The organism is Actimicrobium sp. CCC2.4 (assembly GCF_034347385.1).
In the GTDB taxonomy this organism is placed as follows: Bacteria; Pseudomonadota; Gammaproteobacteria; order Burkholderiales; family Burkholderiaceae_D; genus Actimicrobium.
In genome coordinates this window covers 1,976,521-2,001,359 of sequence record NZ_CP133777.1, presented here as the reverse complement: position 1 = coordinate 2,001,359, position 24,839 = coordinate 1,976,521, and the positions used below count along the sequence as shown (strand labels likewise).

The window sequence follows — 24,839 nt, the reverse complement described above, 5'->3', positions numbered from 1 at the left end:
CAGCGCACGGTGCACGACAAACGGTGCAATGCCCGTTGGTTATTGCACCCTACCTTGAATGAGCCTGCCATCGGTCGTGCGTAGGGTGGACACAAGAAGTATCGTGCCCACCCTACGATGACGTGGGCGGCGCGGCAGAACTATGAAGCGGTATTGAAAAACGGGCGCCCGCGATAAAAGAAGAAAGTCCTCCCGCTTATTTCTTCAGCAAATAACACTTCGAATCCGCCACCTTGGTGAACGCTTCCTCGCCCGGTATCGTCGCAACCATCTTCAGATAATCCCATGGCTTCTTCGACTCGGCCGGGGTCTTCACCTGCATCAGATACATGTCGTGAATGTAGCGACCATCCTGGCGGATGTAACCCTTGCTGTAAAAATCGTCGAGTTTCATTTTCTTCAGTTCGGCCATGACCGCGTCGGCGTCATCAGTCTTTGCCTGAGTCACCGCCCGCAGATACGTCATCGTTGCCGAATAGGCCGCCGCCTGATGCGTGCTCGGCATCTTCTTCATCTTCAGGAAGAAGCGATTGGCGAACTTGCGCGACGCCTCGTCCTTGTCCCAGTACCAGCTATCCGTCATCAGCAAGCCTTGCGCGACCGGCAGGCCCAAGCCGTGGATATCGTTGATAACCATCAGCAAGCCGGCGATCTTCATGTCCCTGGTCAGACCGAAATCGCGCGCGCTTTTGATCGAGTTGATGGTGTCCGAACCGGCATTGGCCAGACCCAGCACCTGCGCTTTCGAAGCCTGTGCCTGCAGGATGAATGACGACATGTCGTTGGCCGTCGGCGGATGTTTGGCCGAACCGACCACGGTGCCGCCGCTGGCCTTGATGACTTCGGAGGTATCGGCAAACAGCGAATGGCCGAACGCGTAATCGGCGATCAGGAAGAACCAGGATTTGCCGCCCGCAGCGACGACGGCCGAACCGGTGCCCTTGGCCAGCGCAACGGTGTCGTATTCGTAGTGGACGGTGTACGGCGTGCATTCTTCGTTGGTGAGCTTGGCGGTGGCGGCACCGATGTTGATGTAGACCTGCTTCTTCTCGGCCATGACGTTGTTCATGGCCAGGCCGGCACCGGAATTGACGCCACCGATCAGCAATTTGAGGTTGCGCCGGTCAACCCATTCGCGCGCCGTCACGGCAGCGGTGTCTGCCTTGTTCTGATGGTCGGCCGACAGGATTTCGATCTTCTTGCCGAGCACCTTGCCACCGGCATCCTCGACGGCCATGCGGATCGCTTCGAGGCCGCCGGCACCGTCGGTGTCGGCGTACGGACCCGACATGTCGGTGATGAAGCCGATCCGGATCGGCTCACTGGCAGACTGAGCCTGAGCGTGCGTACCGGTTGCAAATAGTAGCGTGATGGCAGCGGCGATGAGGGTGCGGTGGTTCATGGTGCGGTCTCCTTGTGTGGCGGGTCATTGCCCGCCGTTTTATAAGTGGTTCTGTGACAGTGACTACGACGACGCTACGCCGGCTTGCCCAATAATTCGGCAGCGAAGTCGGCCCGCACATCGCCGGCTGCGACCATCGCGCGTGCAATCCGGTCGACATCGGCACCGGTGGCACCGGCGACGATGGCGATATTGCGCGCATGCAGCGCCATGTGACCGCGCTGTATGCCTTCAGTCGACAAGGCCCGCAACGCGCCCAGGTTCTGTGCCAGCCCGACCGCGACCGCAATCTCGGCCAGCTCCTGCGCCGAGCGCACCTGCATGATCTTCAGCGACAGGCGCGCCATCGGATGGGTCTTGGTGGCGCCGCCGACCAGTCCGACCGGCATCGGCATTTCGATGGTACCGACCAGGTCACCGGCAGCCGACACTTCCCACGTCGTCAGCGAGGTATAGCGCCCGTCGCGGCAGGCGTACGCATGGGCGCCGGCTTCGACCGCGCGCCAGTCATTGCCGGTTGCGACGATGACAGGATCGATGCCGTTCATGATGCCTTTGTTGTGGGTCGCCGCCCGGTACGGGTCGATGGCCGCGAATGTGTACGCATCGATGATGCCATTGATGACTTCGTCGGCCGTGTAATCGGCGCTCTTGAGCAATTCGGGGCGGATCTGCACGCGTGCCCGGGCCAGCCGCAGGTCGGCCAGGTTCGACAGGATGCGCAGGCGCACCTTGCCGCCGGTGATCGCTTCGATCCGACCCGCCACGGCTTCGGCCATCGTGTTGACGGTGTTCGCACCCATCGCATCGCGCACGTCGACGATCAGGTGAACGATCACCATCGGGCCGCGCGCGGTATCGGCAAACACGTGGACTTCGATATCCTTGCAGCCGCCGCCCAGGCCGATCAGCACCTTGTCGCGGCTGTTGGCCAGCGTGATCAGTTCCTGCTTGTGGCTCAGTACCGCATGGCGCGCACCGAACGGATCGGCCAGCTCCATGACCTGCACTTGCGCGCGCATCAGCGGGCCGGTGCTCGAGGTCTGGAAGCCACCCGACTCGCGGATGATCTTGGCCATGAACGATGCCGCGGCGACCACCGATGGCTCTTCGACCACCATCGGCACCAGCACGTCGCGGCCATTGATCTGGAAGTAGCCGGCCACCGAATACGGCAGTTCGAATTTGCCGATGACGTTTTCGACCATGCCGTTGGCGACCTCCAGCGGCAGGCCGCCCGGTTCGGCGATGAGCGCACGCTCTTCGGGTGTCAGGCCGGCGACGGCGACGATGTGGTCAAGCCGGGCGGCGGGGTCGAGTGCGCGAAAATTCGGCAGGCGGGAATCGATGGTCATGCAGTCTCCTTCGTGAACGGTCGGACGCGCCGTTGCGGTGACCTATTCTAGAAATCGCTGGCCGCAATTCCTATGGAGCTAACTGCCATAAATCAAATTATTTTATGTGTGCTGTATGGTGTCGCTTGCCTTCACCTTCGCGGAATTCTGCCATGCACCCGTCCCCTGCCATCGACCAGTTATCTGCGCTGCAGTGCGACATCGTGATGCTGTTGCATACCGATGGCGTGAAGGATGACTTCGCCCGCCTGTTGGCACGGGTGCATGCGTTACCGGACGGACGCGACAAGGATCTGCTGCTCGATAGCGCGCAAAAAGGCATGGAGGTACGTGATCGACTCGACCATCACCAGACCCGTGAGCGCGGCCTGATGGCACTGATCGAAACGGCCCAGGACCTGACCGCGCTGCGCGATATCGACGCCGTCCTGCAGGCCATCGTGCAGCGCGCACGCAAACTGATCGGTTGCGATGTCGGCTACCTGTCGATCGTCGATCACGAGCACGACGATTTTTATGTGCGCGCCACCGACGGCGCCTTCTCGGAAAAATTCAAGCGCGTGCGGGTCAGCCGCGAAGTCGGCATCTGCGGCTTCGTGGCGCGCAACCGCGCGCCGTACTGCTCGTCCGATTACGAGTCTGATGGCCGCTTCGCCCACAACAAATTCATCGACGCGGCGGTCACCGGAGAAGACATCCGCTCGATTCTCGGCGTGCCGCTGCTGTCGGGCGACACGGTCATCGGCGTGCTGTTTGTCGGCGACCGCTACGTACGTTCGTACAACGCCTGGGAAATGTCCATCCTGTCCACCCTCGCCGCCCATGCCAGCGTCGCGATCGAAAATGCCCGCCTGTTCGAGCAAGCCCGGCAAGCGTTGCGACTGGCCAGCGAGGCCAACGCGAATCTCGAAAAGCAGCGCGCCGACACCCAGAATGCGGCTGACGCCCACGAGCGCCTGACCTCGCTGGTGGCCAAAGGCGGTGGCCTGCGCGCTATCTGCGACATGGTCGCGGCGATGCTGGACGGTGACGTTCTCGTCATCGATGCGGGCGAACAGGAAATCTGTCGCGCCGGCGTGGCCGACACACTGGCCAGCGACCGTCACCAGTTCGATCACCCGCTCCATCTGGCGCTCGGCGAAAGCCGGGTACTGGGTCGCTCGGTCAGCGTGGCCGGCCATGCCGGATCGGTGTGGCGCGTGTCGGCAGTCGTTGGCGGCCACGGCCTGCTCGGCGGGCTGATCATCCACACCGCCGCCGAACTCAATGATGTCGCGGTGCGCATCTTCGAACGCAGCTCGGTGGTGGCGGGCGTGGTGCTGCTATCCGAAGAAAACACCGACGCCGCCGCGCGCAAGGATGTGCCGCAACTGCTGCGCAATCTGGTCAGCCATGCGCGCCAAGACAAGGCCCGCAACCTGCAGCGCGCGGCACGGCACGGACTGGATTTGTCGCGACCGCTGCAACTGCTGCTCGTGAAAGTCGCGCATGGCGATACCGGCTACCTGCTCAACCGCTTGCGCCGGCGGCCGGAACTGGCCGGCATGCTGTTCGATGAAATGGATGAGGTGCTGGTCTTTGTCAGCGCCTGCCATGGGACGGCCGACCTGCGCGATACCGTCGCTGCGGCGATCGGCGACCAGCCGGGCAAAGCCTCGACCGGCGTCGTATCGCTGCCGCTGGCAGACGGTTCGGCTTTACCGGCCGCGTATGACAAGCTGACGCGCTGCCTGGCCATCCTGCCGGCGCTGGGCCGCTCGGGCGCGCTGTTTCATGAATCCGAACTGGCCTTGTATGCGCTGCTGTTTGCCGGAAAATCGAGCGGGGAGATCGATGTGTTTCTTAACGCTACGCTCGGCAAGCTCGCGCCTGGCGATGACACCCGCAAGGCAGAACTGGCCGCCTCGCTGCTGAGCTACCTCGATCATGGCCGGCACGCACGCGCAACGGCAAGCGCCCTCGGCATCCACATCAATACGCTGCGCCAGCGCCTCGAAGCCATCAGCACGCTGGCCGCAGACTGGTCCGATCCGGCCCGCCAACTGGATATCCACATGGCACTGCGGGTGTGGCATTTGCGACTGGCGTGAAGCGACTGGCATGAAGCAACTAGCCGGCGCTGCGTTGCCTGACTTGCTCGAAAAAACACACCGCTGCACAGGCCGCCACGTTCAGCGACTCCATCGCCCCGATGTGCGGGATGGCGACCTGATGCGTGGCCAGTGCCAGCAATTGTTCCTCGACGCCCTGCCCTTCATGGCCGAATAGCCAGGCCACCGGTTGCGTCAGGTCGATGTCATAGACCCGCTGCGCAACATGCGAACTGGTCGCCAGCACCGGAACGCTGGCGTTGCGCACGACCTCGGCGAGGTCGACGTTCTCGAAGATCTTCAGCAGGAAGTGCGCGCCCATGCCGGCACGCAGCACTTTCGGCGACCACGCGAAGGCAGTACCGGGACTGCAGAACACGTACTCGATGCCGGCGGCGGCTGCGCTGCGCAGGATCGATCCCATGTTGCCGGGATCCTGCAGGTTATCGAGCAGCACGGCGGAACCGGCCAGCGCGACAGGCATCACCAGCTGCGGGGTCTCGACGACAAACATCAGGCCGACGCCATGCTCGACCTGGCTGATGGCCTGATACAGCGCGTCCGGCAGGACAATGCATTGCACCCGCCCGGCTTCGCATTGCATCAGCAGCGGCACGACTTCCTGATTGATGGTGGCGCTCTGGCTGACGACGCACAGTGCCGGCATGCCCAGATGCTGCAAATACGCCTCGCACAGATGCACGCCATCGAGCAGCGTGCGACCGGCCTTGCGGCGCGCCTGCGAACTGGTGGCCAGTTGCTTGAGTTCCTTGTAAAGCGGATTGTCGCGCGAGCTGATCGGCTTCATGCGTCGCCCTCCTGCAGCAGGCGCCGCACCGGCGCGTACGAACGGCGATGCACCGGCGACACGCCGTGCAAGCGCAAACGCTCCAGATGCAGCGCCGTCGGATAGCCCTTGTGGCGATCGAATGCATAGTCGGGATAGTCGGCATGCAACACTACCAGCGCCGCATCACGCGCAGTCTTGGCGAGGATGGACGCAGCAGAAATCGCATCGACTTTGTCATCGCCACCGACGATCGCAATCGACCGGACCGTCATGACCGGGCAGCGATTACCATCGATCAGCGCCAGCGTCGGCATTGTCGGCAAGGTATCGACCGCCCGCTTCATGGCCAGCAGCGATGCCTGCAAAATATTGATCGCGTCGATTTCGTGGTGCGAGCATTCGGCAATCGACCAGGCCAGCGCATGCGCCTTGATCTCGATGGCCAGCGCGTCGCGGCGCGCTTCGGTGAGCTTCTTGGAATCGCGCAAACCGGCAATCGGATGAGCCGGATCGAGGATCACAGCAGCGGCAAACACCGGGCCGGCGAGCGGGCCGCGGCCGGCTTCATCGACGCCGCACACCAGTTCACCGGGGTAGTCATACAGGGGGAGAGAAGCAGTCAGCTTAGTCAAGGTCGCCATCGTTTATGAAGTTGCCGGACGCGATTGATCGATCAGCGCCAGCACCGCATTGGCACTTTCACGGGCCGTGTCGCGCAGCAGCGCATGGTGCATGTGCGTGAAGCGTTCGACCAGCGTCGCCCGGCCGTTCACGTCATTGAGTTGCTGCCACAAGGCATCGGCCATCGCCTGCGGTGTGGCAGCCTGTTGCAGCAATTCCGGCACGATGAATTCCTGCGCCAGGATGTTGGGCAAACCGACCCATGGCTGGTAGCCCATGTGACGCATGATTTCCCATGACGCCCGCAACATCTTGTACGCAATCACCATCGGCTTCTTGAACAGCGCCACTTCCAGCGACGCGGTACCCGACGCTACCAGCACGATATCGGCCGCCGCCATCGCAAGATGCGACTGGTCATACAGCAACTGAACGGGCACCTCGGACAAGCCGGCCGCATCGACCAGTTCGGTAAAGTAACGCCCCTGCTCCAACCCCGCCATCGGTGCGATGAAACGGATCATCGGATCGCGCTCCTGCAGCAGGCTGGCTGCCGCCACGAAAGCGGCGGCATTGTATTTGAGTTCCGACATCCGGCTGCCCGGCATAATCGCCACGACGGTGGCGCGTGGCGGCAACTTCAGTGCGATACGGGCTGCTGCCACATCGGGCGTCATCGGGATGATCTCGGCCAGCGGATGGCCGACATAGGTCGCGGCGATACCGGCATTGCGATAGATCGCCTCTTCGAACGGAAACACCACCAGCATGTGCGAGACCGCACGCTCGATTTTCTTGATGCGGCCACCGCGCCAGGCCCAGATCGACGGGCTAATGAAATGCATGGTCGGGATACCGGCTTTTTTCAGGTCGGTTTCGAGACCGAGGTTGAAGTCCGGCGCATCGACACCGATGAACACCGACGGCCGTTCGGCCATCAGGCCGGCACGCAGCGAGTTACGGATATTGGTGATTTCGCGGTAATGGGCCAGCACTTCGAACAGGCCGCGCACTGACAGTTTTTCCATCGGCCAGTCGCTGGTGAAACCGTATTCGGCCATGTGCGGACCGCCGATACCGTGCATGCGCGCCTGCGGCAGTTGCGGCCGCAAGCCGGCCAGCAAGCGGCTGGCCAGCAAGTCGCCGGAACTTTCCCCGGCCACCATCGCAATGACGGTGCCGGCCGGATCAGCGGACAATGCCACGGCTGGTGTTCTCCAGAAATTCACGCATCAGTACCAGTGCCGGCACGCAGCCGGCCGCAACGCTGGCCTCTTCGGCTTGCAGCGCCGCCTTGGCTTGCTCCATGGTCAGACCGGATTTGTAGATCAGCTTGTACGCATGACGGATGGCCGTGATCTGCTCGCGGCTGTAGCCGCGTCGCTTGAGGCCTTCGACATTGATGCCGTGGGCCGCTGCCGGATTGCCGGACAACATCACGAACGGCGGCACGTCCTGCGTCAGGCTGGTGCTCATGCCGACCATCGCATGGGCACCGATCTTGCAGAACTGATGCACATTCGAAAAGCCGCCCATGATGGCCCAGTCGCCGACCTGCACATGCCCTGCCAGTTGGGCATTGTTGGCAAAGATCGTGTGGTTGCCGACCTGGCAGTCATGCGCCAGATGGACATACGCCATCATCCAGTTATCGTTGCCCAGGCGAGTGACGCCGACATCCTGCGCGGTGCCGATGTTGAAGGTACAGAATTCGCGGATGACGTTGCGGTCACCGATCTCGAGCCGGGTCGGTTCGCCCGCGTATTTCTTGTCCTGCGGCGCGGCACCAATCGACGAGAACTGAAAAAACGTATTGCCGGCACCGATGCGGGTATGGCCGTCGATGACGACATGCGGACCAATCTTGGTGCCGGCACCGATCTCGACGTCGGGACCGATGATCGAGTAGGCCCCCACTTCGACCGTACTATCCAGCACGGCCTTCGGGTCGATCAGCGCAGTCGGATGTATCCGCATCGTCATTAGCCAACCACCGGCTGGGTCGCGTCGGTTGCACTGCGCATCGTGCACATCAGCTCGGCTTCGACGGCCAACTGGCCATCGACGGTGGCGCGGGCCTTGTATTTCCAGATGCCACGGGTGTGGCGCACGATCTCGACATCCATGCGGATCTGATCGCCCGGAATGACCGGACGCTTGAAGCGCGCGCCGTCGATACCAAGGAAATACACGATGCTGTTTTCGTCGGGCTTCTGACCCAGCGACAGGAATGACAGCAGCGCGGCAGTCTGCGCCAGCGCCTCGATCATCAGCACGCCCGGCATCACCGGCTTGTGCGGAAAGTGCCCATTGAAAAATTCTTCGTTGGCAGTGACGTTCTTGATCGCGGTAATCGTCTTGCCGGATTCCCAGGTGAGTACCCGGTCGACCAGTAACATCGGATAGCGATGCGGCAAATAGAGTTTGATCTGATTGATGTCTAGGCTATTCATTCTTCTTTTCTGTGAGCGATTTGACGGTTTTTTCCAGCGTGCGGATTTTCTCACGCATCGTGCCCAAATTACGCACGACGACGGCAGTTTTTTCCCAGTCGGCGTTTTTGGCCAGCGGATAGAAACCGGTGTACTGGCCGGCTTCATGGATCGAACGCGTGACCATGCTACCGGATGAAATATGAACCTTATCGGCGATCGTCAGGTGTCCGAGCACCATGGCCGCACCGCCAAACGTGCAGTATTTGCCGATGACCGCGCTGCCGGCGACGCCGACACAACCGGCCATCGCCGTATGTGCGCCGATATGACAGTTGTGACCGATCTGGATCTGGTTATCGAGCTTGACGCCCTCGTCGATGATGGTGTCGGCCAGCGCGCCACGGTCGATGCAGGTGTTGGCTCCGATCTCGACATCGTCGGCAATCATCACGCGGCCGGTCTGCGGAATCTTGATCCAGGCACCGCGTTCGTTGGCAAACCCGAAGCCGTCCGCGCCGATCACCGCACCCGAATGAATGATCCCGCGCGCGCCGATCTCGCAACGCGACTGGAACGTTACCCGCGCATGAAAGCGCGTGCCGGCACCGATCCGTGCGCCATGACCGATAAAGCAACCGGCTTCGAGAACCACGTCGTCACCGATCGCGACGTCGGCTTCGATGACGACGTGCGGTCCGACATGGGCGCTGGGGGCAATGCTTGCCGACGGATCGACACAGGCAGCCGGATGAATGCCGGCCGGATACGGCAATGCCGCGCCGGCGGCAAATACTTGCGCGACACGGGCGAAATAGGCGTACGGATTGTCGGTGACGATGCGGCTGCCGGCGAATTCGGTGCCCAGCAATGCATGGTCCGCAGGCGACAGGATGATTGCTGCTGCTTGCGTCGTGGCCGCGCTGGCGCGCAGCTTGGGGTTGGTCAGAAAGGTAATGTGATCCTGGCCGGCGTGGTCGAGCGGCGCAATGCCGCTGATGCGCAATCCGGCCTCGCCGATCAGCTGGCCGCCCAGCCGGGCAACCAGATCAGCCAGTAGCATGGGCATGGTGGCCTTTCGTCGAAAATGCTGTGTCGGAAGTGTCGTTCCCGATGGCCGCTTACTTGTTCAGGGCCTTCAGTACCTTGTCGGTGATGTCGATACGCGGACTGGCATAAACCGCGTCCTGGAACACGATGTCGTACTTCTCGGCTTCGGCGATTTGCTTGATGACCCGTGTTGTCCGTTCGAGTACCGAGGCCAGCTCTTCGTTCTTGCGCTGGTTCAGGTCTTCACGGAATTCACGCTGCTTGCGCTGAAAATCCTTGTCCAGATCAGTCAGCTCGCGCTGCCGGCGGGAACGATCGGACTCGGTAATCACCGCGACATCCTTGTCGAGCTTTTCGGACATGGCCTTCAGGCGCGCGGCGACTTCCTGCAGTTCTTTTTCGCGCTTGGAAAACTCCTGGTCAATCTTGACCTGTGCCGTCTTGGCTGGCGTGGCTTCCCGGAAGATGCGCTCGGTGTTGACGAAGCCAATCCGGCTTTCCTGTGCGTGCGCCTGCGATGCCATGCACAGCGTCGCGACGGCGACAAGCCGGATGGCAGTGAGAGTGGGTGACGGTAACTTCAAGGCGATTCTCCGCAATGCAAAAACGTGATTATGCCAGTGGCCGGTCAGAAACCCTGGCCGAGCTGGAACTGGAAGCTTTGCTGGCGATCATCCGGTTTGGCATTGAGCGGCTTACCATAGCTCAGGCGTAACGGACCGACCGGCGAGACCCAGCTGATACCGATACCGGCCGAGTAACGCATTTCCGAAAACTGGATTTTCTGGCGATCGGCAAACACATTACCGCCATCGACGAAGGTGTACCAGCGCAAGCTGCGATCGGCCCCCGAACCCGGGAACGGGAACTGTAATTCGGCATTCATGATCACGCGCGACGAACCACCGAGCGGATCGCCGTTCAGTGCTTTTGGCCCCAGCGACGAACTGTCAAAACCGCGTACCGAACCGATACCACCGGCGTAGAAGTTCTTGAAGATCGGGTAAGCCTTGCCGCCAAAACCGCGACCGTAGTCGAGCTCGGCATTGGTCGCCAGCGTGATGGTGCGAAACAGCGGCAGGAAATACTGGTGCTGATAAATCGCCCGGTAGTATTTCAGGTCGCCCAGCGGTGCCACTTCAAGGTTGGCGCGCTGATAGCGACCGGCCGATGGTGACAAGGCGCTATCGCGGCTGTCACGCTGCCACGCGATGGTCAGCGGGAAACTGTTGGTGGTGGCGTTCGTGCCATCGCCAAAGTTGCGCACGTAGGTCTTGTACAGTTCCGGACTGTCGTTGTGCAACGGATTGCCGGTAAAGGTTTCAACCCGGGTGCGCTCGACGCCGGCACCGAAAAACACCGTATCAAGCTCAGAAAACGGCACGCCGAATTTCATGTTGGCACCGAGCTGCTGAACCCGGTAATCGCCAGTGTTGATGTCCGGCGGACGGGTCGTACGCAGGAAGGTTTCGTAGCTGCGGCTGACACCGTCATCGGTGAAATACGGATTCGATTGCGACAGCGCGATGGTGCGATTGCGCTTGCTGGTGTTGACATCGAGACCGATCGTGGTGCCGCTGCCGAACGCGTTGGCCTGCTGGATCGACCCGGTCAGCGTCAGCTTTTCGCTACTCGAAAAACCGGCACCGATCAGGATGTTGCCGGTCGGCTTTTCGGTGACCGCCATATTGATATCGACCTGGTCCGTCGTGCCCGACACTTCCGGCGTATCGATCGTGACTTCCTTGAAATAGCCGAGACGGTCGACACGGTCGCGCGACAGGCGGATTTTTTCACCGTCGTACCATGAATTTTCAAACTGGCGGAATTCGCGCCGGACGACTTCGTCGCGGGTCTTGGTATTGCCAGCCACATTGATCCGGCGCACGTAGACGCGCTTGCCCGGGTCGATCAGGATCGTGAACGCGACTTCTTTTTTGGCACGATCGATCTGCGGATTGGCATTGACGTTGGCGAAGGCGTAGCCGAAGTTACCCATGCGTTCGGAAATCTTCTTGACGCTGGCGGTGAGCTTGTCGCCGGCATACAGCTCGCCGGCTTTCAGGGTCATCAGTGCGCGCAATTCTTCTTCGCGACCAAAGGTCTCCCCCTCGATCTTGACCGACGAGACGGTGTACTTCTCGCCTTCGCTGATGTTGATCGTGATGTAGATGTCTTTTTTGTCCGGCGTGATCGAGACCTGCGTCGATTCGACCTGGAACTCGAGGTAGCCGCGATTGAGGTAGAACGACTTCAATGCCTCGATATCACCGGTCAGCTTTTGCTTCGAATACTGGTCGGACTTGGTGTACCAGGTGAACCAGCCCGGCGTGCTCAGTGCAATCCTGCTGCGAATTTCGCTGTCGCCGAAAGCCTTGTTGCCGACTACGTTGATCTGGCGGATGCGGGCGGTTTCGCCTTCATCGACGGCAAACGTGATGTTGACGCGATTGCGCTCAACCGGTGTCACGGTGGTCGTGACGATCACGCCGTACAAGCCACGGCCGAGGTATTGGCGCTTGAGTTCCTGCTCGGCACGGTCAACCAGTGCCTTGTCGTAGGTACGCGATTCGCCCAGACCGATGTCCTTGAGCGCCTTGTTCAGCTGGTCCTTGTCGAACTCCTTGATGCCGGTGAAATCGACGGCAGCGATGGCAGGTCGTTCCTCGACCAGCACCACCAGCACGTCACCATCGGCTTCGATGCGAACGTCCTTGAAAAAGCCCGTGGCGTACAGCGCCTTGATGGCCGCCGAGCCTTTTTCATCGGTGAAGGTTTCGCCCACACGCACCGGGAGATAGCTGAAGACCGTACCGGCTTCGGTACGCTGAATACCTTCGACACGGATATCCTTGACGGTAAATGGCGCTACTGCCAGAGCCTGGCCGGAACACAGGGCAAAGGCAGCAAGGGCAATGAGTCGGCGAGGAGTAACTGAAGGGGCGTAGAGCGCGGATTGTAATTTCATTGGCTATAAGTTGTGTGCAATTCAGTGTGCAATTCAGTGTGCAATTCAGAGTGCAATTCAGAGATCGAGTCGCTTGGCGGCAGTGTCTGATCAGGTAACCAGGCGGACGATGTCATTGAAGACAGCTACCATCATTAAGGTCATCAACAACCCTATTCCAAGGCGCTGGCCGAGTTGTCCGACCCGCTCGGAAACAGGCCGTCCGGTCAAAACTTCCAGCGAATAATACATCAAAAGACCCCCGTCCAAAACCGGGATCGGCAGCAGATTCATGACCCCGAGGCCGATGCTGATGGCGGCAATGAACCCGAGATAAGTGACCAGTCCTATCCGTGCGGTCTGGCCGGCGTAATCGGCGATCGTGATCGGTCCGGAGATATTCTTGATCGAGGCTTCGCCGGTGATGACCTTGCCCAGCATCTTCAGTTGCAGGATGCTGCTGTCCCAGGTCCGCACGACCGCTTGCGACACCGCTTGTACCGGCGCGGCGCGCAGCGTCACCATCTCGACGCCGCTGGCGATCTCAACCTTGATCTGCCCGATGCTTTTGCCTTCACGCACGATGCTTGCCGGCGTCACGATCGCGGCCACTTCCTGGCCGGCGCGCAATAGTGTCAGGTTCAATGCAGTCGCTGGCGACGCACGGACCAGGTTGACGAAAGCATCGCCATCGGCCACGACATTGCCATTGACCGTGAGAATACGGTCGCCCGATTGCAGGCCGGCCTGCTGGCCGGCACCACCGGCTTCGACCCGGCCTAGCGTGGTTTTCGAGCGCGCCAGTCCGAGACCCAGCTTGCCGAGGAAGTCCCCCTCGAGGTCATCGGTACCGAGTGCAGTCGATGGAATCGTGATGGTAGACATCCGGTTGCCACCGGCAGGACCGTCATTGGCGCGTTCGAGGTCGATTTTTGCGGTGGTCTTCTCGACCGACAACTGGACCAATTGCCAGCGCAAATCTGACCAGCCTTGCACGGCCTTGCCATTGATCGCGGTGACCAGTTCGCCACCACGCACGCCGGCCTGGAAAGCGACGGTCTGTTCGGCCGGTGCGCGCAGGCGCGCTGCCGGTTCCGGTACACCGTACCAATACAATCCGGAAAAAATCAGTATCGCCAGCAGAAAGTTGGCCGCCGGACCGGCTGCCACGATGGCGATGCGACGCCATACCGATTGATTGGTGAATTCGCGCTTGAGGTCGGCGTCACTGAGTTGCAGGTCGGGTTGCTCGCGCTTGTCGAGCATCTTGACGTAGCCGCCGAGCGGCAAAATCGAGATGGCCCATTCGGTCTGGTCCGGACCAAACTTGCGCGAATAAATGACTTTTCCCATGCCGACGGAAAAGCGCAAAACCTTGACGCCGCACAAACGCGCGATGGAATAGTGTCCCAGCTCATGGATGATCACGAGGGAACCGAGTGCGACCATGAAGGCCAGAAGAGTTTGTAGCAGGTTCATGTTGTCAGGAATGCGTTAGCCAGTTGGCGGGCATGCCGGTCCTGTTCGAGCAGACCGGCGATATCCGGAACCGCCTCGAAAGAAGCGGCATGCATGACCCGGGCGATCAGCTGATCGATCTGGCGGAAGCCGATGCGTCCGTCAAGAAAAGCTTCGACGGCTACCTCGTTGGCGGCATTGAGCACCGCCGGCGCGCTGCCCCCCGTGGACAAAGCATCATACGCCAGCTTCAGGCACGGAAAGCGCAACAGGTCGGGCTGGCGGAATTCCAGCTTGGCCAGCCGGGTCAGATCCAGCGGTGCGACGCCCGAGACGATGCGTTCCGGATATGCCAGTGCATGGGCGATCGGCGTGCGCATGTCGGGATTGCCGAGCTGCGCCAGCACCGTGCCGTCGACGTAGGACACCATCGAATGGATCACGCTTTGCGGATGGATCACGACTTCGATGCGCTCATGCGCGGCACCGAACAACCAGTGTGCCTCGATGACTTCCAGCCCCTTGTTCATCATCGTTGCCGAGTCGACCGAAATCTTGCGGCCCATGACCCAGTTCGGATGCGCGACCGCTTCATCCGGCGTGACCAGATCGAGTGTCTCGACGGCACGCTCGAGAAACGGACCGCCCGACGCTGTCAATAAAATCCGGGCGATGCCATGGTGATCAAGATTGCGCTGGTAGGGTTGCGGCAGGCACTGGAAAATCGCGTTGTGTTCGCTATCGATTGGCAGCAGTGTCGCGCCACTGGCGGCAATCGCATCCATGAACAGCTGGCCGGACATCACCAGCGCCTCCTTGTTGGCCAGCAGGATTTTCTTGCCGGCACGGGCCGCTGCCAGCGTAGGGGCGAGCCCCGCAGCGCCGACGATGGCTGCCATCACGGTATCGCAAGCGCTGCCGCTGGCAACGCTGCATAGCGCGGCTTCGCCGTAGCTGACCTCGGTGGCAATGCCATCGGCGTGAAGCAGCGCCGTCAGTTCCTGCGCGGCAGCGGCAGTGCCAACCACGGCAACATCCGGCCGGAAACGCGCGCACAAGGCGGCCAGTTCGACGACTTTGGTGTGGGCGGTCAACGCGTGAATACGATAGCGATCCGGATGGCGCGCGACGACGTCGAGGGTAGACATCCCGATCGAGCCGGTGGCGCCAAGTATCGTTATGTTTTGCATCCGTGCTTTCAGTGAGTCGTTCAGATCGGGAGAGCGCTTCAGAGCCAGTAACCGATCAGCACGGCAAGTGGCAGGGTCGGCAGCAGCGCATCGATGCGGTCAAGCACCCCGCCATGGCCGGGCAACAGTTTGCTGCTGTCTTTCATGTCAACCCGGCGCTTGAGCTGGGATTCGAACAGGTCACCGACGATGCTGGCCCCGACGAACACGACCATCACGCCCACCAGGCCGGCCCAACCCCAACTGGCCTGAACATGCACGGCAAACGTGTCTGCCAACGCCGGGATAAACACCGATCCGCTGGCCAGCACGACGACCGCAAGAAATCCACCGGCCGCGCCTTCCCAGGTCTTGCCGGGAGAAATGGTCGGCGCCAGCTTGTGCTTGCCGAACGCCTTGCCGACAAAATAGGCACCGATATCCGCAATCCAGACCAGCGCCATGACCGAGACCAGGTACAGCGGTGACCAGCTATACAACACCGCGATCGCCAGAAAACAACCGAGTACGCCGATCCCGTAGACCAGACTGAGCAGGCGATTGGCGAATCCGTCGAGTGCCGGCAAACCCAGCTTCAGAGAGGGTGCGAAGCGGATCACCCACAATGCCACGCAAATGCCGAAAAACACTTTCTGGTTCACGAAGCGGGCATTGAGCATCAGAAACAGGAACAAGGCCGTCCACAAGGCAGCACCGCCCAGCGGACGCTTGCCGGCAAACAATCGCATCATCTCCCAGCTCGCTGCGGCAAAAAATACCGTCGTCGTTACCAGGAATAACTCGGCAGACTTGGACAACACGACGAGGAGTAATAACGCCAGCAAAACGACGGCAGTGATGATTCGGGTCTTGAGCATCAGGACGCCTTTTTGTGATCCACCAGCTGTTCGCTGGTACGCCCGAAACGTCGTTCGCGCTGCTGGTAGGAGGTGACCGCCAGTTGCAATTGCACGGCATCGAAATCCGGCCAATAGGTCTCAGTGAAAAACATTTCGGCGTAGGCGAGCTGCCATAACAGGAAGTTCGAGACCCGCTCTTCGCCACCGGTGCGGATAAACAAGTCCGGCTCCGGTGCGTAGGCCATCGACAGGAAAGGGGCAAGATCGTCTTCGGTGAAATCGAGGCGACCAGGCTGCTGCGCGACCAACTGATTCATCGCTTGCATGATGTCCCAGCGACCGCCGTAATTGGCGCAAATGGTTACGGTGAGGCCGGTGTTGCCGGCCGTACGACGTTCCGCATTGCTGATCATGCCGCGTAGCTTGTCGTCGAAGCGGCTGAGTTCGCCGACGACTTTCAGGCGAATGCCGTTAGCATGCATCTTGGCGACTTCGCGGTCGAGCGCAGTGACGAACAGCCGCATCAGCAGCGACACTTCATCGGCCGGACGTCGCCAGTTTTCCGAGCTGAAAGCGAACAACGTCAGGTACTCGACACCGCTACGTGCGCAGGCCTCGACAGCGCGACGCACTGCTTCAACGCCCTTGACGTGGCCGGCCACGCGCGGCAGAAAGCGCTTGGTGGCCCAGCGTCCATTGCCATCCATGATGATGGCAATGTGACGCGGCACCGCGGATACAGGGGGAACCGCTGCAGTGGAACTGAGATGCGTCGTCATGGCTCGCTTGGAAGTAAAAAGTGAATAAGCACGGGCTGGCGGCTATACCGTCAGCACTTCCTTTTCCTTGTCGACCACCAGCTTGTCGATTTCGGCAACGAACTTGTCGGTCATTTTCTGGATTTCATCCTGGGCACGACGCTCGTCATCTTCCGAGCATTCCTTATCCTTGATCAATTTTTTGAGGCCTTCGTTAGCATCGCGGCGGATGTTGCGGATCGCAATCTTGGCGTCTTCGGCTTCGCTCTTGACCAGCTTGACCATTTCCTTGCGGCGCTCTTCGGTCAGGGCCGGTGTCGGTACGCGGATCAGGTCGCCCTGGGTTGACGGGTTCAGGCCGAGGTCGGCGTCACGGATGGCTTTCTCGACGACCGAGACCATTTTCTTTTCCCACGGCTGGACGCCGAGGGTGCGGGCATCGACCAGCGTGACATTGGCCACCTGGGTCAATTGTGTCGGATTGCCGTAGTAGTCAACCATGATGTGATCCAGCATGCCGACGTGGGCACGACCGGTACGGACCTTGGCAAGATCCGTTTTCAGGGTGTCGATCGACTTGTGCATGCGTACATCGGTGTTTTTCTTGACGTCGACAATGGTCATGGGTTTCTCCTGTGCGAGCTGCGGGGATTCAATGGATTCGGTAAATCAGATATGGACCAGCGTGCCTTCGTCCTCGCCCATGATGACGCGCTTGAGCGCGCCCGGCTTGGTAATCGAAAACACCTTGATCGGCAATTTCTGGTCGCGGCACAGTGCAAAGGCGGTCGCGTCCATCACTTGCAAATGTTTGGAAATGGCTTCGTCGAATGTGATCGTTGTATAGCGCGTTGCTGTCGGATCTTTCTTCGGATCGGCACTATAGACGCCATCGACCTTGGTGGCTTTCAGCACGATCTGGGCGCCGATTTCGGAGCCGCGCAGCGCAGCTGCCGTGTCGGTCGTGAAGAACGGGTTGCCGGTACCGGCAGCAAAGACGACGATCTTGCCTTCTTCGAGATACTGCAGCGCCTTCGGACGGACGTACGGTTCGACGACCTGCTCGATACTGATGGCCGACATCACGCGGGCGGTAATGCCGGCTTGACGCATCGCATCGGCCAAGGCCAGCGAATTCATGACGGTAGCCAACATGCCCATGTAATCTGCCGTGGCGCGGTCCATGCCCTGGGCACCGGGGGCGACACCGCGGAAAATATTGCCGCCGCCAATGACGATGGCAAGCTCGACACCGAGCGCCGCGACTTCGGCGACATCGGCGACCATGCGTTCGATGGTAGCGCGGTTGATGCCGTAAGCATCATCACCCATCAGGGCTTCGCCCGACAATTTCAACAACACGCGCTTGTAGGCTGGTTGGGTCATGAACAAAACTCCTGTTGTGCTCTCGCAAGCGATGTCACTGGATGGATAAACGGATTTTGGTACGCGCCATTTTCAGGCCAAACGAAGGGAAAATCCAGTCGTGTGCCAGTCGCGCTCAAATCCGGCCTCTGTGGAGTCATCAATCGACTCCCGGAGCGCCTGACAAAACAAGCTGACCGTATCCGGTGTTGAGCATGCTTTGTCAGGCGTTCCCTGCCGCAGGCACACGGCCTGTGACAGGAATTAAAAACGGGCCTCGCAGCCCGTTTTACTGCGTTTTGCTGCGTTACGCCTGCTTTGCAGCAGCGACTTGCGCCGCAACTTCGGCAGCGAAATCGTCTTGTTTCTTTTCAATGCCTTCACCGACCACAAACATCTTGAACGATTTGATCGAGGCACTGTTGGCCTTAAGCATTTGCTCGATGGTCTGCTTGTCGTTCTTGACGAAGGTCTGGTTGAGCAACGAGACTTCCTTCAGGAATTTCTGGATCGAGCCTTCAACCATCTTGGTGACGATGTCAGCCGGCTTGCCGGATTCGGCCGCTTTGAGTGCCGCTACCGAGCGCTCTTTTTCGATCAGGTCGGCAGGCACTTCGTCCGACGACAACGACACCGGCTTCATCGCGGCAACGTGCATCGCGACATCTTTACCGACCTGGTCATCAGCCGCATCGAATTCGACGGTGACGCCGATCCGTGTGCCGTGCAAATAGGAAGCCAGCTTGACGCTGGTATCGAAACGCTCGAAACGGCGCACCGACATGTTTTCGCCGATACGGCCGATCAGCGCAGCGCGCTGTTCGTCGACTGTCTTGCCATCGAGCGGCAAGGCCAGCAATGCTGCCACGTCGGCAGGGTTGTGCAACGCGACCAGTTTTGCGCAGGCGTTAGCCAGGGCAATGAACTCATCGTTCTTGGTGACGAAATCAGTTTCGCAATTGACTTCGACCATCGCACCGATTTGTCCGTCGATATAGGCGGTGACCACGCCTTCGGCGGTCACGCGCGAGGCGGCTTTCGAGGCTTTGCCACCGAGTTTGACGCGCAGAAGTTCTTCTGCCTTGACTGCATCGCCACCGGCTTCGGTCAGCGCTTTCTTGCATTCCATCATTGGCGCATCGGTCTTCGCGCGCAATTCACCGACCATCGCTGCTGTAATTACCGTCATCACTATCTCCTTACATGAGGGACACCCCATCGGGCGTCCACAATTGAATGGTGCTTAAATTTACTCGAAAAAAAGGAGCAAATTGCTTTGCCCCTTTTCATGAAGCTCAACTAGTCAAACAACTGCTCAGGCTTGCTCGCTGACTTCCACGAAATCGTCACCGGACTTGACGGCTTCGACAACGTCGTTCAACGAACTGGCGCGACCTTCGAGGATGGCATCTGCCACGCCACGGGCGTACAGCATGATGGCCTTCGACGAGTCATCGTTACCTGGAATGATGTAGGTAACGCCTTCCGGGGAGTGGTTGGTATCGACCACGCCGATAACCGGGATGCCCAGTTTGGCGGCTTCGGTGATCGCGCCTTTGTGGTAGCCGACGTCGACGACGAAAATGGCGTCAGGAATGCCGCCCATGTCCTTGATGCCGCCGATGGATTTTTGCAGCTTGATCATTTCGCGTTCGAACATCAGGCCTTCCTTCTTGCTCAGCTTTTCAACTGAACCGTCAGCGATCGATGCTTCCATTTCTTTCAGGCGCTTGATCGAGGTCTTGATGGTCTTGAAGTTGGTCAGCATACCGCCGAGCCAGCGCTGATCAACGAAAGGCATACCGGCGCGGGCTGCTTCGGCGGCGACGATCTCGCGTGCCTGGCGCTTGGTGCCTACCATCAGGATGGTGCCGCGGTTCGATGACAATTGCTGGATGTACTTCATGGCGTCCTGGTACATGGCCAGGGTTTTTTCGAGGTTGACGATGTGGATCTTGTTGCGATGGCCAAAGATGTACGGTGCCATCTTAGGATTCCAGAAACGGGTTTGGTGACCAAAGTGGACGCCGGCTTCCAGCATTTCGCGCATTGTTACTGACATGGTGTTTTCTCCAGGGTTGGGTCTGGAATCCGCTCAGTGATTCAGTGTGCTGCCGGCCCGGTATCGAGCTGGCAACCTGAACACCCTTGTGGAACGGATTCGCGATTTTTACTGCACTTTTTACTTCTTCACTGCTATCCCGAGGCACGTGCCGCAAGATAGTCCGAGAGTGTACTCGAAAACATGCTGCAGTTTCAAGCGACCGACAACTATTCCCAGCCCCTGCAATGACGAGGCCGGTGCGCGTCGACTATAATCTCGCTCACCATCAGGTTTGCTCGCGAAAGGCAACGTTCAATTATGAGTTCCATTTCCATCAAGACCGAAGCAGACATCAAGGGCATGCGCATTGCCGGCCGCCTGGCCGCAGAAGTACTCGACTACATCGCGCCCTTTGTTAAAGTCGGCGTTACGACCGGTGAAATCGACCGGCTCTGTCATGAATATATGACCAACGTTCAGGGCACCATTCCGGCGCCGCTGAACTACTGCCCCCCGGGCTACACGCCCTACCCGAAAGCCATTTGCACCTCCGTCAACGACGTCATCTGCCACGGCATTCCGGGCGACAAGGTGCTCAAGAATGGCGACGTGGTCAATCTCGATATCACCGTCATCAAGGATGGTTACCACGGCGACACCAGCCGCATGTTTTATGCCGGCGAGCCATCGATCATGGCAAAGCGCCTTGGCCTGATCACCTACGAATGCATGTGGCTCGGCATAGCGAAGATCAAACCGGGTGCCCATCTCGGCGACATCGGTCACGTGATTCAGCAGCATGCTGAAAAAGCCGGTTACAGCGTGGTCCGCGAATTCTGCGGTCATGGCATCGGTACCGTGTTCCATGAAGAGCCGCAGATTTTGCATTACGGTCGCCCGGGCACACTCGAAGAAATGAAAGCCGGCATGATCTTCACCGTCGAGCCGATGATCAATGCCGGCCGCCGCGAAATCCGCGAAATGGGTGATGGCTGGACCATCAAGACCAAAGATCGCAGCCTGTCGGCGCAATGGGAACACACGGTGCTGGTAACCGAAACCGGTTATGAAATCCTGACTGTCTCGCCTGGCATGCCGCCACCGCCGGCGTTCATCACCGCACCGGTCGTCCCGATCGTCGCTGCCTGACAATGGTCTCTCTTGCGCTGGCGCTGAAAGAAAAACTCAAGGCAGAACAGCTTGATGTCATTGCCCGCTTTCAGGACGACGGCAAGCCCGACAATCTGCTTGCCGGCCTGCGCAAGAATGTCGATGCCGCGCTGACCGAAGCCTGGCTGGCGTGTGACCTGCCGGCCAGCGCCGCGCTGGTCGCCGTCGGCGGTTACGGCCGCGGTGAGCTATTTCCACACTCCGATGTTGACGTACTAATCCTGCTGGAAGCGGCTGCCGGCCCTGCCCTGCAGGAAAAGCTCGAAGCCCTGGTTCAGACTTTATGGGACATCGGTCTCGAAATCGGCCACAGTATCCGCACCATCCCCGAATGCCTCATTGAATCGGCTGCCGATATCACCGTACAAACCAGTCTGCTGGAAGCGCGCCTGGTGACCGGCAACCGTAAGCTGTTCCGCTTCTTGCAGGAGCGCTGCTCGGCGGCGATGGACCCGCAGGCTTTTTTTGAAGCCAAGACGCTGGAGCTGCATCAGCGCCATGCCAAATACGAAGACACACCCTACAGTCTGGAACCCAATTGCAAGGAAAGTCCCGGCGGTCTGCGCGATTTGCAAGTCATCCTGTGGGTAGCTAAAGCCGCCGGCCTTGGCGACTCGTGGCGCAAGCTGGCGCAACGCGGACTGATCACCAGCACCGAAGCGCGCCAGCTGGTGCAAAAGGAACGGGCCTTCAAGGACATCCGTATCCGCCTGCACATACTGACGCGTCGACGCGAAGACCGGCTGGTATTCGATGTCCAGACCGCGATTGCCGAGACCTTCGGTTTCAAGACCTCCGAGACGCGGCGCGCCAGCGAGTACCTGATGCAGCGTTATTACTGGGCGGCCAAGGCAGTCACCCAGCTCAATGTGATTTTGCTGCAGAACATCGGCGCGCAATTGTTCCCGATGCCCACCGTGACGGTGCCGATCAATCCGCGCTTCAATGACATCAACGGCCTCATCGAGATCGCCGATGAAGACACCTTCGTCACCACGCCATCGGCGATGCTGGAAGTCTTCCTGCTGCTGGCGCGCGATACCGCGCTGACCGGCATGACCGCGCGCACGATGCGGGCGCTGTGGCATGCGCGGCTGAAGATCGATGCCGCGTTCCGGCGTGATCCGGTCAATCGCGAACTATTCCTCGATATTCTGCGTTCGCCGCAAGGCATCACGCATGCGCTGCGCAACATGAACCAGACCAGCATCCTGGGCCGCTACCTGCCGAATTTCCGTCGCATCGTCGGACAAATGCAGCATGACCTGTTCCATGTCTACACGGTCGACCAGCACATCCTGATGGTGGTGCGCAACGTGCGGCGTTTTACGATGCCGGAACACTCGCACGAGTATCCGTTTTGCAGCCAGCTGATCGCCAATTTTCCGCGCGCATGGCTGCTGTATGTGGCGGCGCTATTCCACGATATCGCCAAGGGTCGCGGCGGGGACCATTCCAAACTAGGCATGGCCGACGCCGAAAAATTCAGTCGCGAGCACGGCTTGTCGAAGGAAGATACCGAGCTGATCGTGTTCCTGGTCGAGCATCACCTGACGATGTCGCAGACCGCGCAGAAGCAGGACTTGTCCGATCCCGACGTGATCCAGGCCTTTGCTGCACTGGTGCGCGATGAGCGCCATCTGACGGCACTGTACTTGCTGACGGTGTCGGACATCCGTGGCACCAGCCCGAAAGTCTGGAATGCGTGGAAGGGCAAATTGCTCGAAGACCTGTACCGGATCACGCTGCGTGTGCTTGGTGGCGAAGCGCCATCGGCCGACCGCGAACTGATCAACCGCCAACAAGCGGCATTGGCCACCTTGCGCCTGTACGGCCTGCCGGCCGATGCGCACGAAGTCCTCTGGAAGCAGCTCGATGTCGCGTATTTTTTGCGCCATGACGCATCCGATATCGCCTGGCAGACGCGCGCACTGTACGGCCGTTTTGACAGCCCGACGCCGGTCGTCAAATGCCGCCTGGCCACCATCGGCGAAGGCTTGCAGGTGACCGTCTACCTGAAAGACCAGCCCGACCTGTTCGCCCGCATCTGCAGCTATTTCGACCAGAAAAATTTCAGCATCCTCGATGCGAAGATCCACACCACGCGGCACGGTTACGCGCTCGATACCTTCCTTGTGACCGAGCCGAATTTTGCCAATAACTACCGCGACATCATCAGCCTGATCGAGCATGAACTGACGCATTTGCTGAGCAGTGCCGAGCCCTTGCCGGAACCCAAGCGTGGCCGCTTGTCGCGCCTGTCGCGCACCTTCCCGATCACGCCGACGGTCGACCTGCGCCCGGACGACCGCGGCCAGTACTATCTGCTGAGCGTCTCCGCCAACGACCGCAACGGCTTGCTGTACGCGATTGCCAGCGTGCTCGCCACCTACCGGATTTCGCTGCATACCGCCAAGATCATGACGCTGGGCGAGCGGGTCGAAGACGTCTTCCTGGTCGACGGGCCGACGCTCAATAATGCGCGCAGCCAGATCCAGCTCGAAACCGATTTGCTTGACGCCTTGCGCGTCTAAGCTCCACTTCTTTGATTGACGAACACCATGACCGAACCACTCCGCCTCTCCAAACGCATGTCCGAACTGGGCCTGTGCTCCCGCCGCGAAGCCGATGTCTGGATTGAAAAAGGCTGGGTCCGGGTCGACGGCAAGGTCGTCTCCGAACTCGGCAGCAAGGTCTTGCCAAGCCAGCACGTGACCATTGAGCGGCAAGCTGCCGCCGAGCAGTCGAAGCTGGTGACCATCCTGATCAACAAGCCGATGGGCTACGTGAGCGGCCAGGCCGAAGATGGCTACCAGCCCGCCGTGACGCTGATCAAGCCGGAAAACCGCTGGGCCGAAGACCATGCCACAACGCAATTCCACCCGACCCAATTACGTAGCCTGGTGCCGGCCGGACGACTCGACATCGACTCGATTGGCTTGCTGGTGCTGACGCAGGATGGCCGCGTTGCCAAGCAGTTGATCGGCGAAACCACCGAGGTCGAAAAGGAATATCTGGTACGGGTCCAGTACGATCGCCCCGGCCGGCTGCCGGAAAACCAGTTGCTGAAACTGCAGCACGGCCTGACGATGGATGGCAAGGAACTGCTGCCGGCCAAAGTGCGCTGGCAGAACGAGGACCAGCTCAGCTTCATTCTGCGCGAAGGCAAGAAGCGCCAGATCCGGCGCATGTGCGACATGGTCGGCCTGAAGGTGCTGGGCTTGAAGCGCGTGCGCATCGGCAACATCAAGCTGGGTGATTTACCGGTCGGTGAATGGCGCTACCTGACTGCTGACGAAGGCTTCTGATGCCGTCCGCCCATCGACAA

The 24,839-nt window shown here is 60.0% G+C and carries 22 protein-coding genes; 4 read left to right on the top strand and 18 right to left on the bottom strand.

What is annotated here, in order from left to right:
• Positions 1 to 196: 196 nt before the first annotated feature.
• The gene (locus RHM62_RS09325) at positions 197 to 1,402 is read right to left on the bottom strand and encodes an ABC transporter substrate-binding protein (protein WP_322125205.1); all 1,206 of its coding nucleotides are present in this window, start codon (positions 1,400 to 1,402) and stop codon (positions 197 to 199) included.
• 74 nt (positions 1,403 to 1,476) lie between these two features.
• Positions 1,477 to 2,757 (bottom strand): hydroxymethylglutaryl-CoA reductase, degradative, encoded by a 1,281-nt coding sequence (locus RHM62_RS09320; RefSeq protein WP_322125204.1) that lies wholly within the window; start codon positions 2,755 to 2,757, stop codon positions 1,477 to 1,479.
• A gap of 152 nt (positions 2,758 to 2,909) precedes the next feature.
• Between RHM62_RS09320 and RHM62_RS09315 the strand changes: the two genes are divergently transcribed.
• Complete coding sequence (locus RHM62_RS09315) at positions 2,910 to 4,847, top strand: helix-turn-helix domain-containing protein (protein WP_322125203.1); 1,938 nt, start codon at positions 2,910 to 2,912, stop codon at positions 4,845 to 4,847.
• Between the two features lie 19 nt (positions 4,848 to 4,866).
• Here the strand turns inward: RHM62_RS09315 and RHM62_RS09310 are convergent, their stop codons facing one another.
• The 16 genes from RHM62_RS09310 to rpsB form a co-directional block, all read right to left on the bottom strand.
• A complete protein-coding gene (locus RHM62_RS09310; RefSeq protein ID WP_322125202.1) occupies positions 4,867 to 5,655 on the bottom strand; it encodes an RNA methyltransferase in 789 nt (262 codons plus the stop codon).
• Positions 5,652 to 6,269 carry a ribonuclease HII gene (gene rnhB, locus RHM62_RS09305; RefSeq protein WP_322125201.1) on the bottom strand — a complete coding sequence of 206 codons (618 nt, stop codon included), beginning with the start codon at positions 6,267 to 6,269 and terminating at the stop codon, positions 5,652 to 5,654. The genes RHM62_RS09310 and rnhB overlap by 4 nt, the downstream gene beginning before the upstream one ends.
• 12 nt (positions 6,270 to 6,281) lie before the next feature.
• Entirely contained in the window at positions 6,282 to 7,424 is a 1,143-nt protein-coding gene (lpxB, locus tag RHM62_RS09300; protein WP_322125375.1) for a lipid-A-disaccharide synthase, read from the bottom strand.
• A 22-nt stretch (positions 7,425 to 7,446) separates the two neighbouring features.
• On the bottom strand, positions 7,447 to 8,235 hold the full coding sequence (gene lpxA, locus RHM62_RS09295; RefSeq protein WP_322125374.1) for an acyl-ACP--UDP-N-acetylglucosamine O-acyltransferase: 789 nt from the start codon (positions 8,233 to 8,235) through the stop codon (positions 7,447 to 7,449).
• A gap of 5 nt (positions 8,236 to 8,240) precedes the next feature.
• Entirely contained in the window at positions 8,241 to 8,711 is a 471-nt protein-coding gene (gene fabZ / locus RHM62_RS09290; RefSeq protein WP_322125200.1) for a 3-hydroxyacyl-ACP dehydratase FabZ, read from the bottom strand.
• Positions 8,704 to 9,759, bottom strand: coding sequence for a UDP-3-O-(3-hydroxymyristoyl)glucosamine N-acyltransferase (gene lpxD, locus RHM62_RS09285; protein ID WP_322125199.1), 1,056 nt, complete (start codon positions 9,757 to 9,759; stop codon positions 8,704 to 8,706). Before lpxD ends, fabZ begins: the two co-directional genes overlap by 8 nt.
• 52 nt (positions 9,760 to 9,811) lie before the next feature.
• Positions 9,812 to 10,264, bottom strand: a complete 453-nt coding sequence (locus tag RHM62_RS09280; protein WP_322125373.1) for an OmpH family outer membrane protein — start codon at positions 10,262 to 10,264, stop codon at positions 9,812 to 9,814.
• A 104-nt stretch (positions 10,265 to 10,368) separates the two neighbouring features.
• The gene (bamA, locus tag RHM62_RS09275) at positions 10,369 to 12,708 is read right to left on the bottom strand and encodes an outer membrane protein assembly factor BamA (protein ID WP_322125198.1); all 2,340 of its coding nucleotides are present in this window, start codon (positions 12,706 to 12,708) and stop codon (positions 10,369 to 10,371) included.
• Positions 12,709 to 12,798: 90 nt separating this feature from the next.
• The gene (rseP, locus tag RHM62_RS09270; protein WP_322125197.1) at positions 12,799 to 14,166 is read right to left on the bottom strand and encodes an RIP metalloprotease RseP; all 1,368 of its coding nucleotides are present in this window, start codon (positions 14,164 to 14,166) and stop codon (positions 12,799 to 12,801) included.
• Positions 14,163 to 15,335, bottom strand: coding sequence for a 1-deoxy-D-xylulose-5-phosphate reductoisomerase (ispC, locus tag RHM62_RS09265; RefSeq protein ID WP_322125196.1), 1,173 nt, complete (start codon positions 15,333 to 15,335; stop codon positions 14,163 to 14,165). The genes rseP and ispC overlap by 4 nt, the downstream gene beginning before the upstream one ends.
• A gap of 38 nt (positions 15,336 to 15,373) precedes the next feature.
• On the bottom strand, positions 15,374 to 16,192 hold the full coding sequence (locus RHM62_RS09260; RefSeq protein WP_322125195.1) for a phosphatidate cytidylyltransferase: 819 nt from the start codon (positions 16,190 to 16,192) through the stop codon (positions 15,374 to 15,376).
• Positions 16,192 to 16,953, bottom strand: coding sequence for a polyprenyl diphosphate synthase (gene uppS / locus RHM62_RS09255; RefSeq protein ID WP_322125194.1), 762 nt, complete (start codon positions 16,951 to 16,953; stop codon positions 16,192 to 16,194). Before uppS ends, RHM62_RS09260 begins: the two co-directional genes overlap by 1 nt.
• Before the next feature lie 42 nt (positions 16,954 to 16,995).
• Complete coding sequence (gene frr / locus RHM62_RS09250) at positions 16,996 to 17,556, bottom strand: ribosome recycling factor (protein WP_322125193.1); 561 nt, start codon at positions 17,554 to 17,556, stop codon at positions 16,996 to 16,998.
• 45 nt (positions 17,557 to 17,601) lie between these two features.
• A complete protein-coding gene (gene pyrH, locus RHM62_RS09245) occupies positions 17,602 to 18,318 on the bottom strand; it encodes a UMP kinase (protein ID WP_009667397.1) in 717 nt (238 codons plus the stop codon).
• A 286-nt stretch (positions 18,319 to 18,604) separates the two neighbouring features.
• Positions 18,605 to 19,486 carry a translation elongation factor Ts gene (gene tsf, locus RHM62_RS09240; protein ID WP_322125192.1) on the bottom strand — a complete coding sequence of 294 codons (882 nt, stop codon included), beginning with the start codon at positions 19,484 to 19,486 and terminating at the stop codon, positions 18,605 to 18,607.
• Between the two features lie 126 nt (positions 19,487 to 19,612).
• On the bottom strand, positions 19,613 to 20,359 hold the full coding sequence (gene rpsB / locus RHM62_RS09235; RefSeq protein ID WP_322125191.1) for a 30S ribosomal protein S2: 747 nt from the start codon (positions 20,357 to 20,359) through the stop codon (positions 19,613 to 19,615).
• 300 nt (positions 20,360 to 20,659) lie between these two features.
• Between rpsB and map the strand changes: the two genes are divergently transcribed.
• From map to RHM62_RS09220, 3 genes are read left to right on the top strand one after another with little or no spacing between them, the layout of a single operon-like run.
• Complete coding sequence (map, locus tag RHM62_RS09230; RefSeq protein ID WP_322125190.1) at positions 20,660 to 21,490, top strand: type I methionyl aminopeptidase; 831 nt, start codon at positions 20,660 to 20,662, stop codon at positions 21,488 to 21,490.
• A 2-nt stretch (positions 21,491 to 21,492) separates the two neighbouring features.
• Positions 21,493 to 24,045: a [protein-PII] uridylyltransferase gene (locus tag RHM62_RS09225; protein ID WP_322125189.1), complete on the top strand. Its 2,553-nt coding sequence runs from the start codon at positions 21,493 to 21,495 to the stop codon at positions 24,043 to 24,045.
• 27 nt (positions 24,046 to 24,072) lie between these two features.
• Positions 24,073 to 24,819 carry a pseudouridine synthase gene (locus RHM62_RS09220; RefSeq protein ID WP_322125188.1) on the top strand — a complete coding sequence of 249 codons (747 nt, stop codon included), beginning with the start codon at positions 24,073 to 24,075 and terminating at the stop codon, positions 24,817 to 24,819.
• Positions 24,820 to 24,839 lie beyond the last annotated feature (20 nt).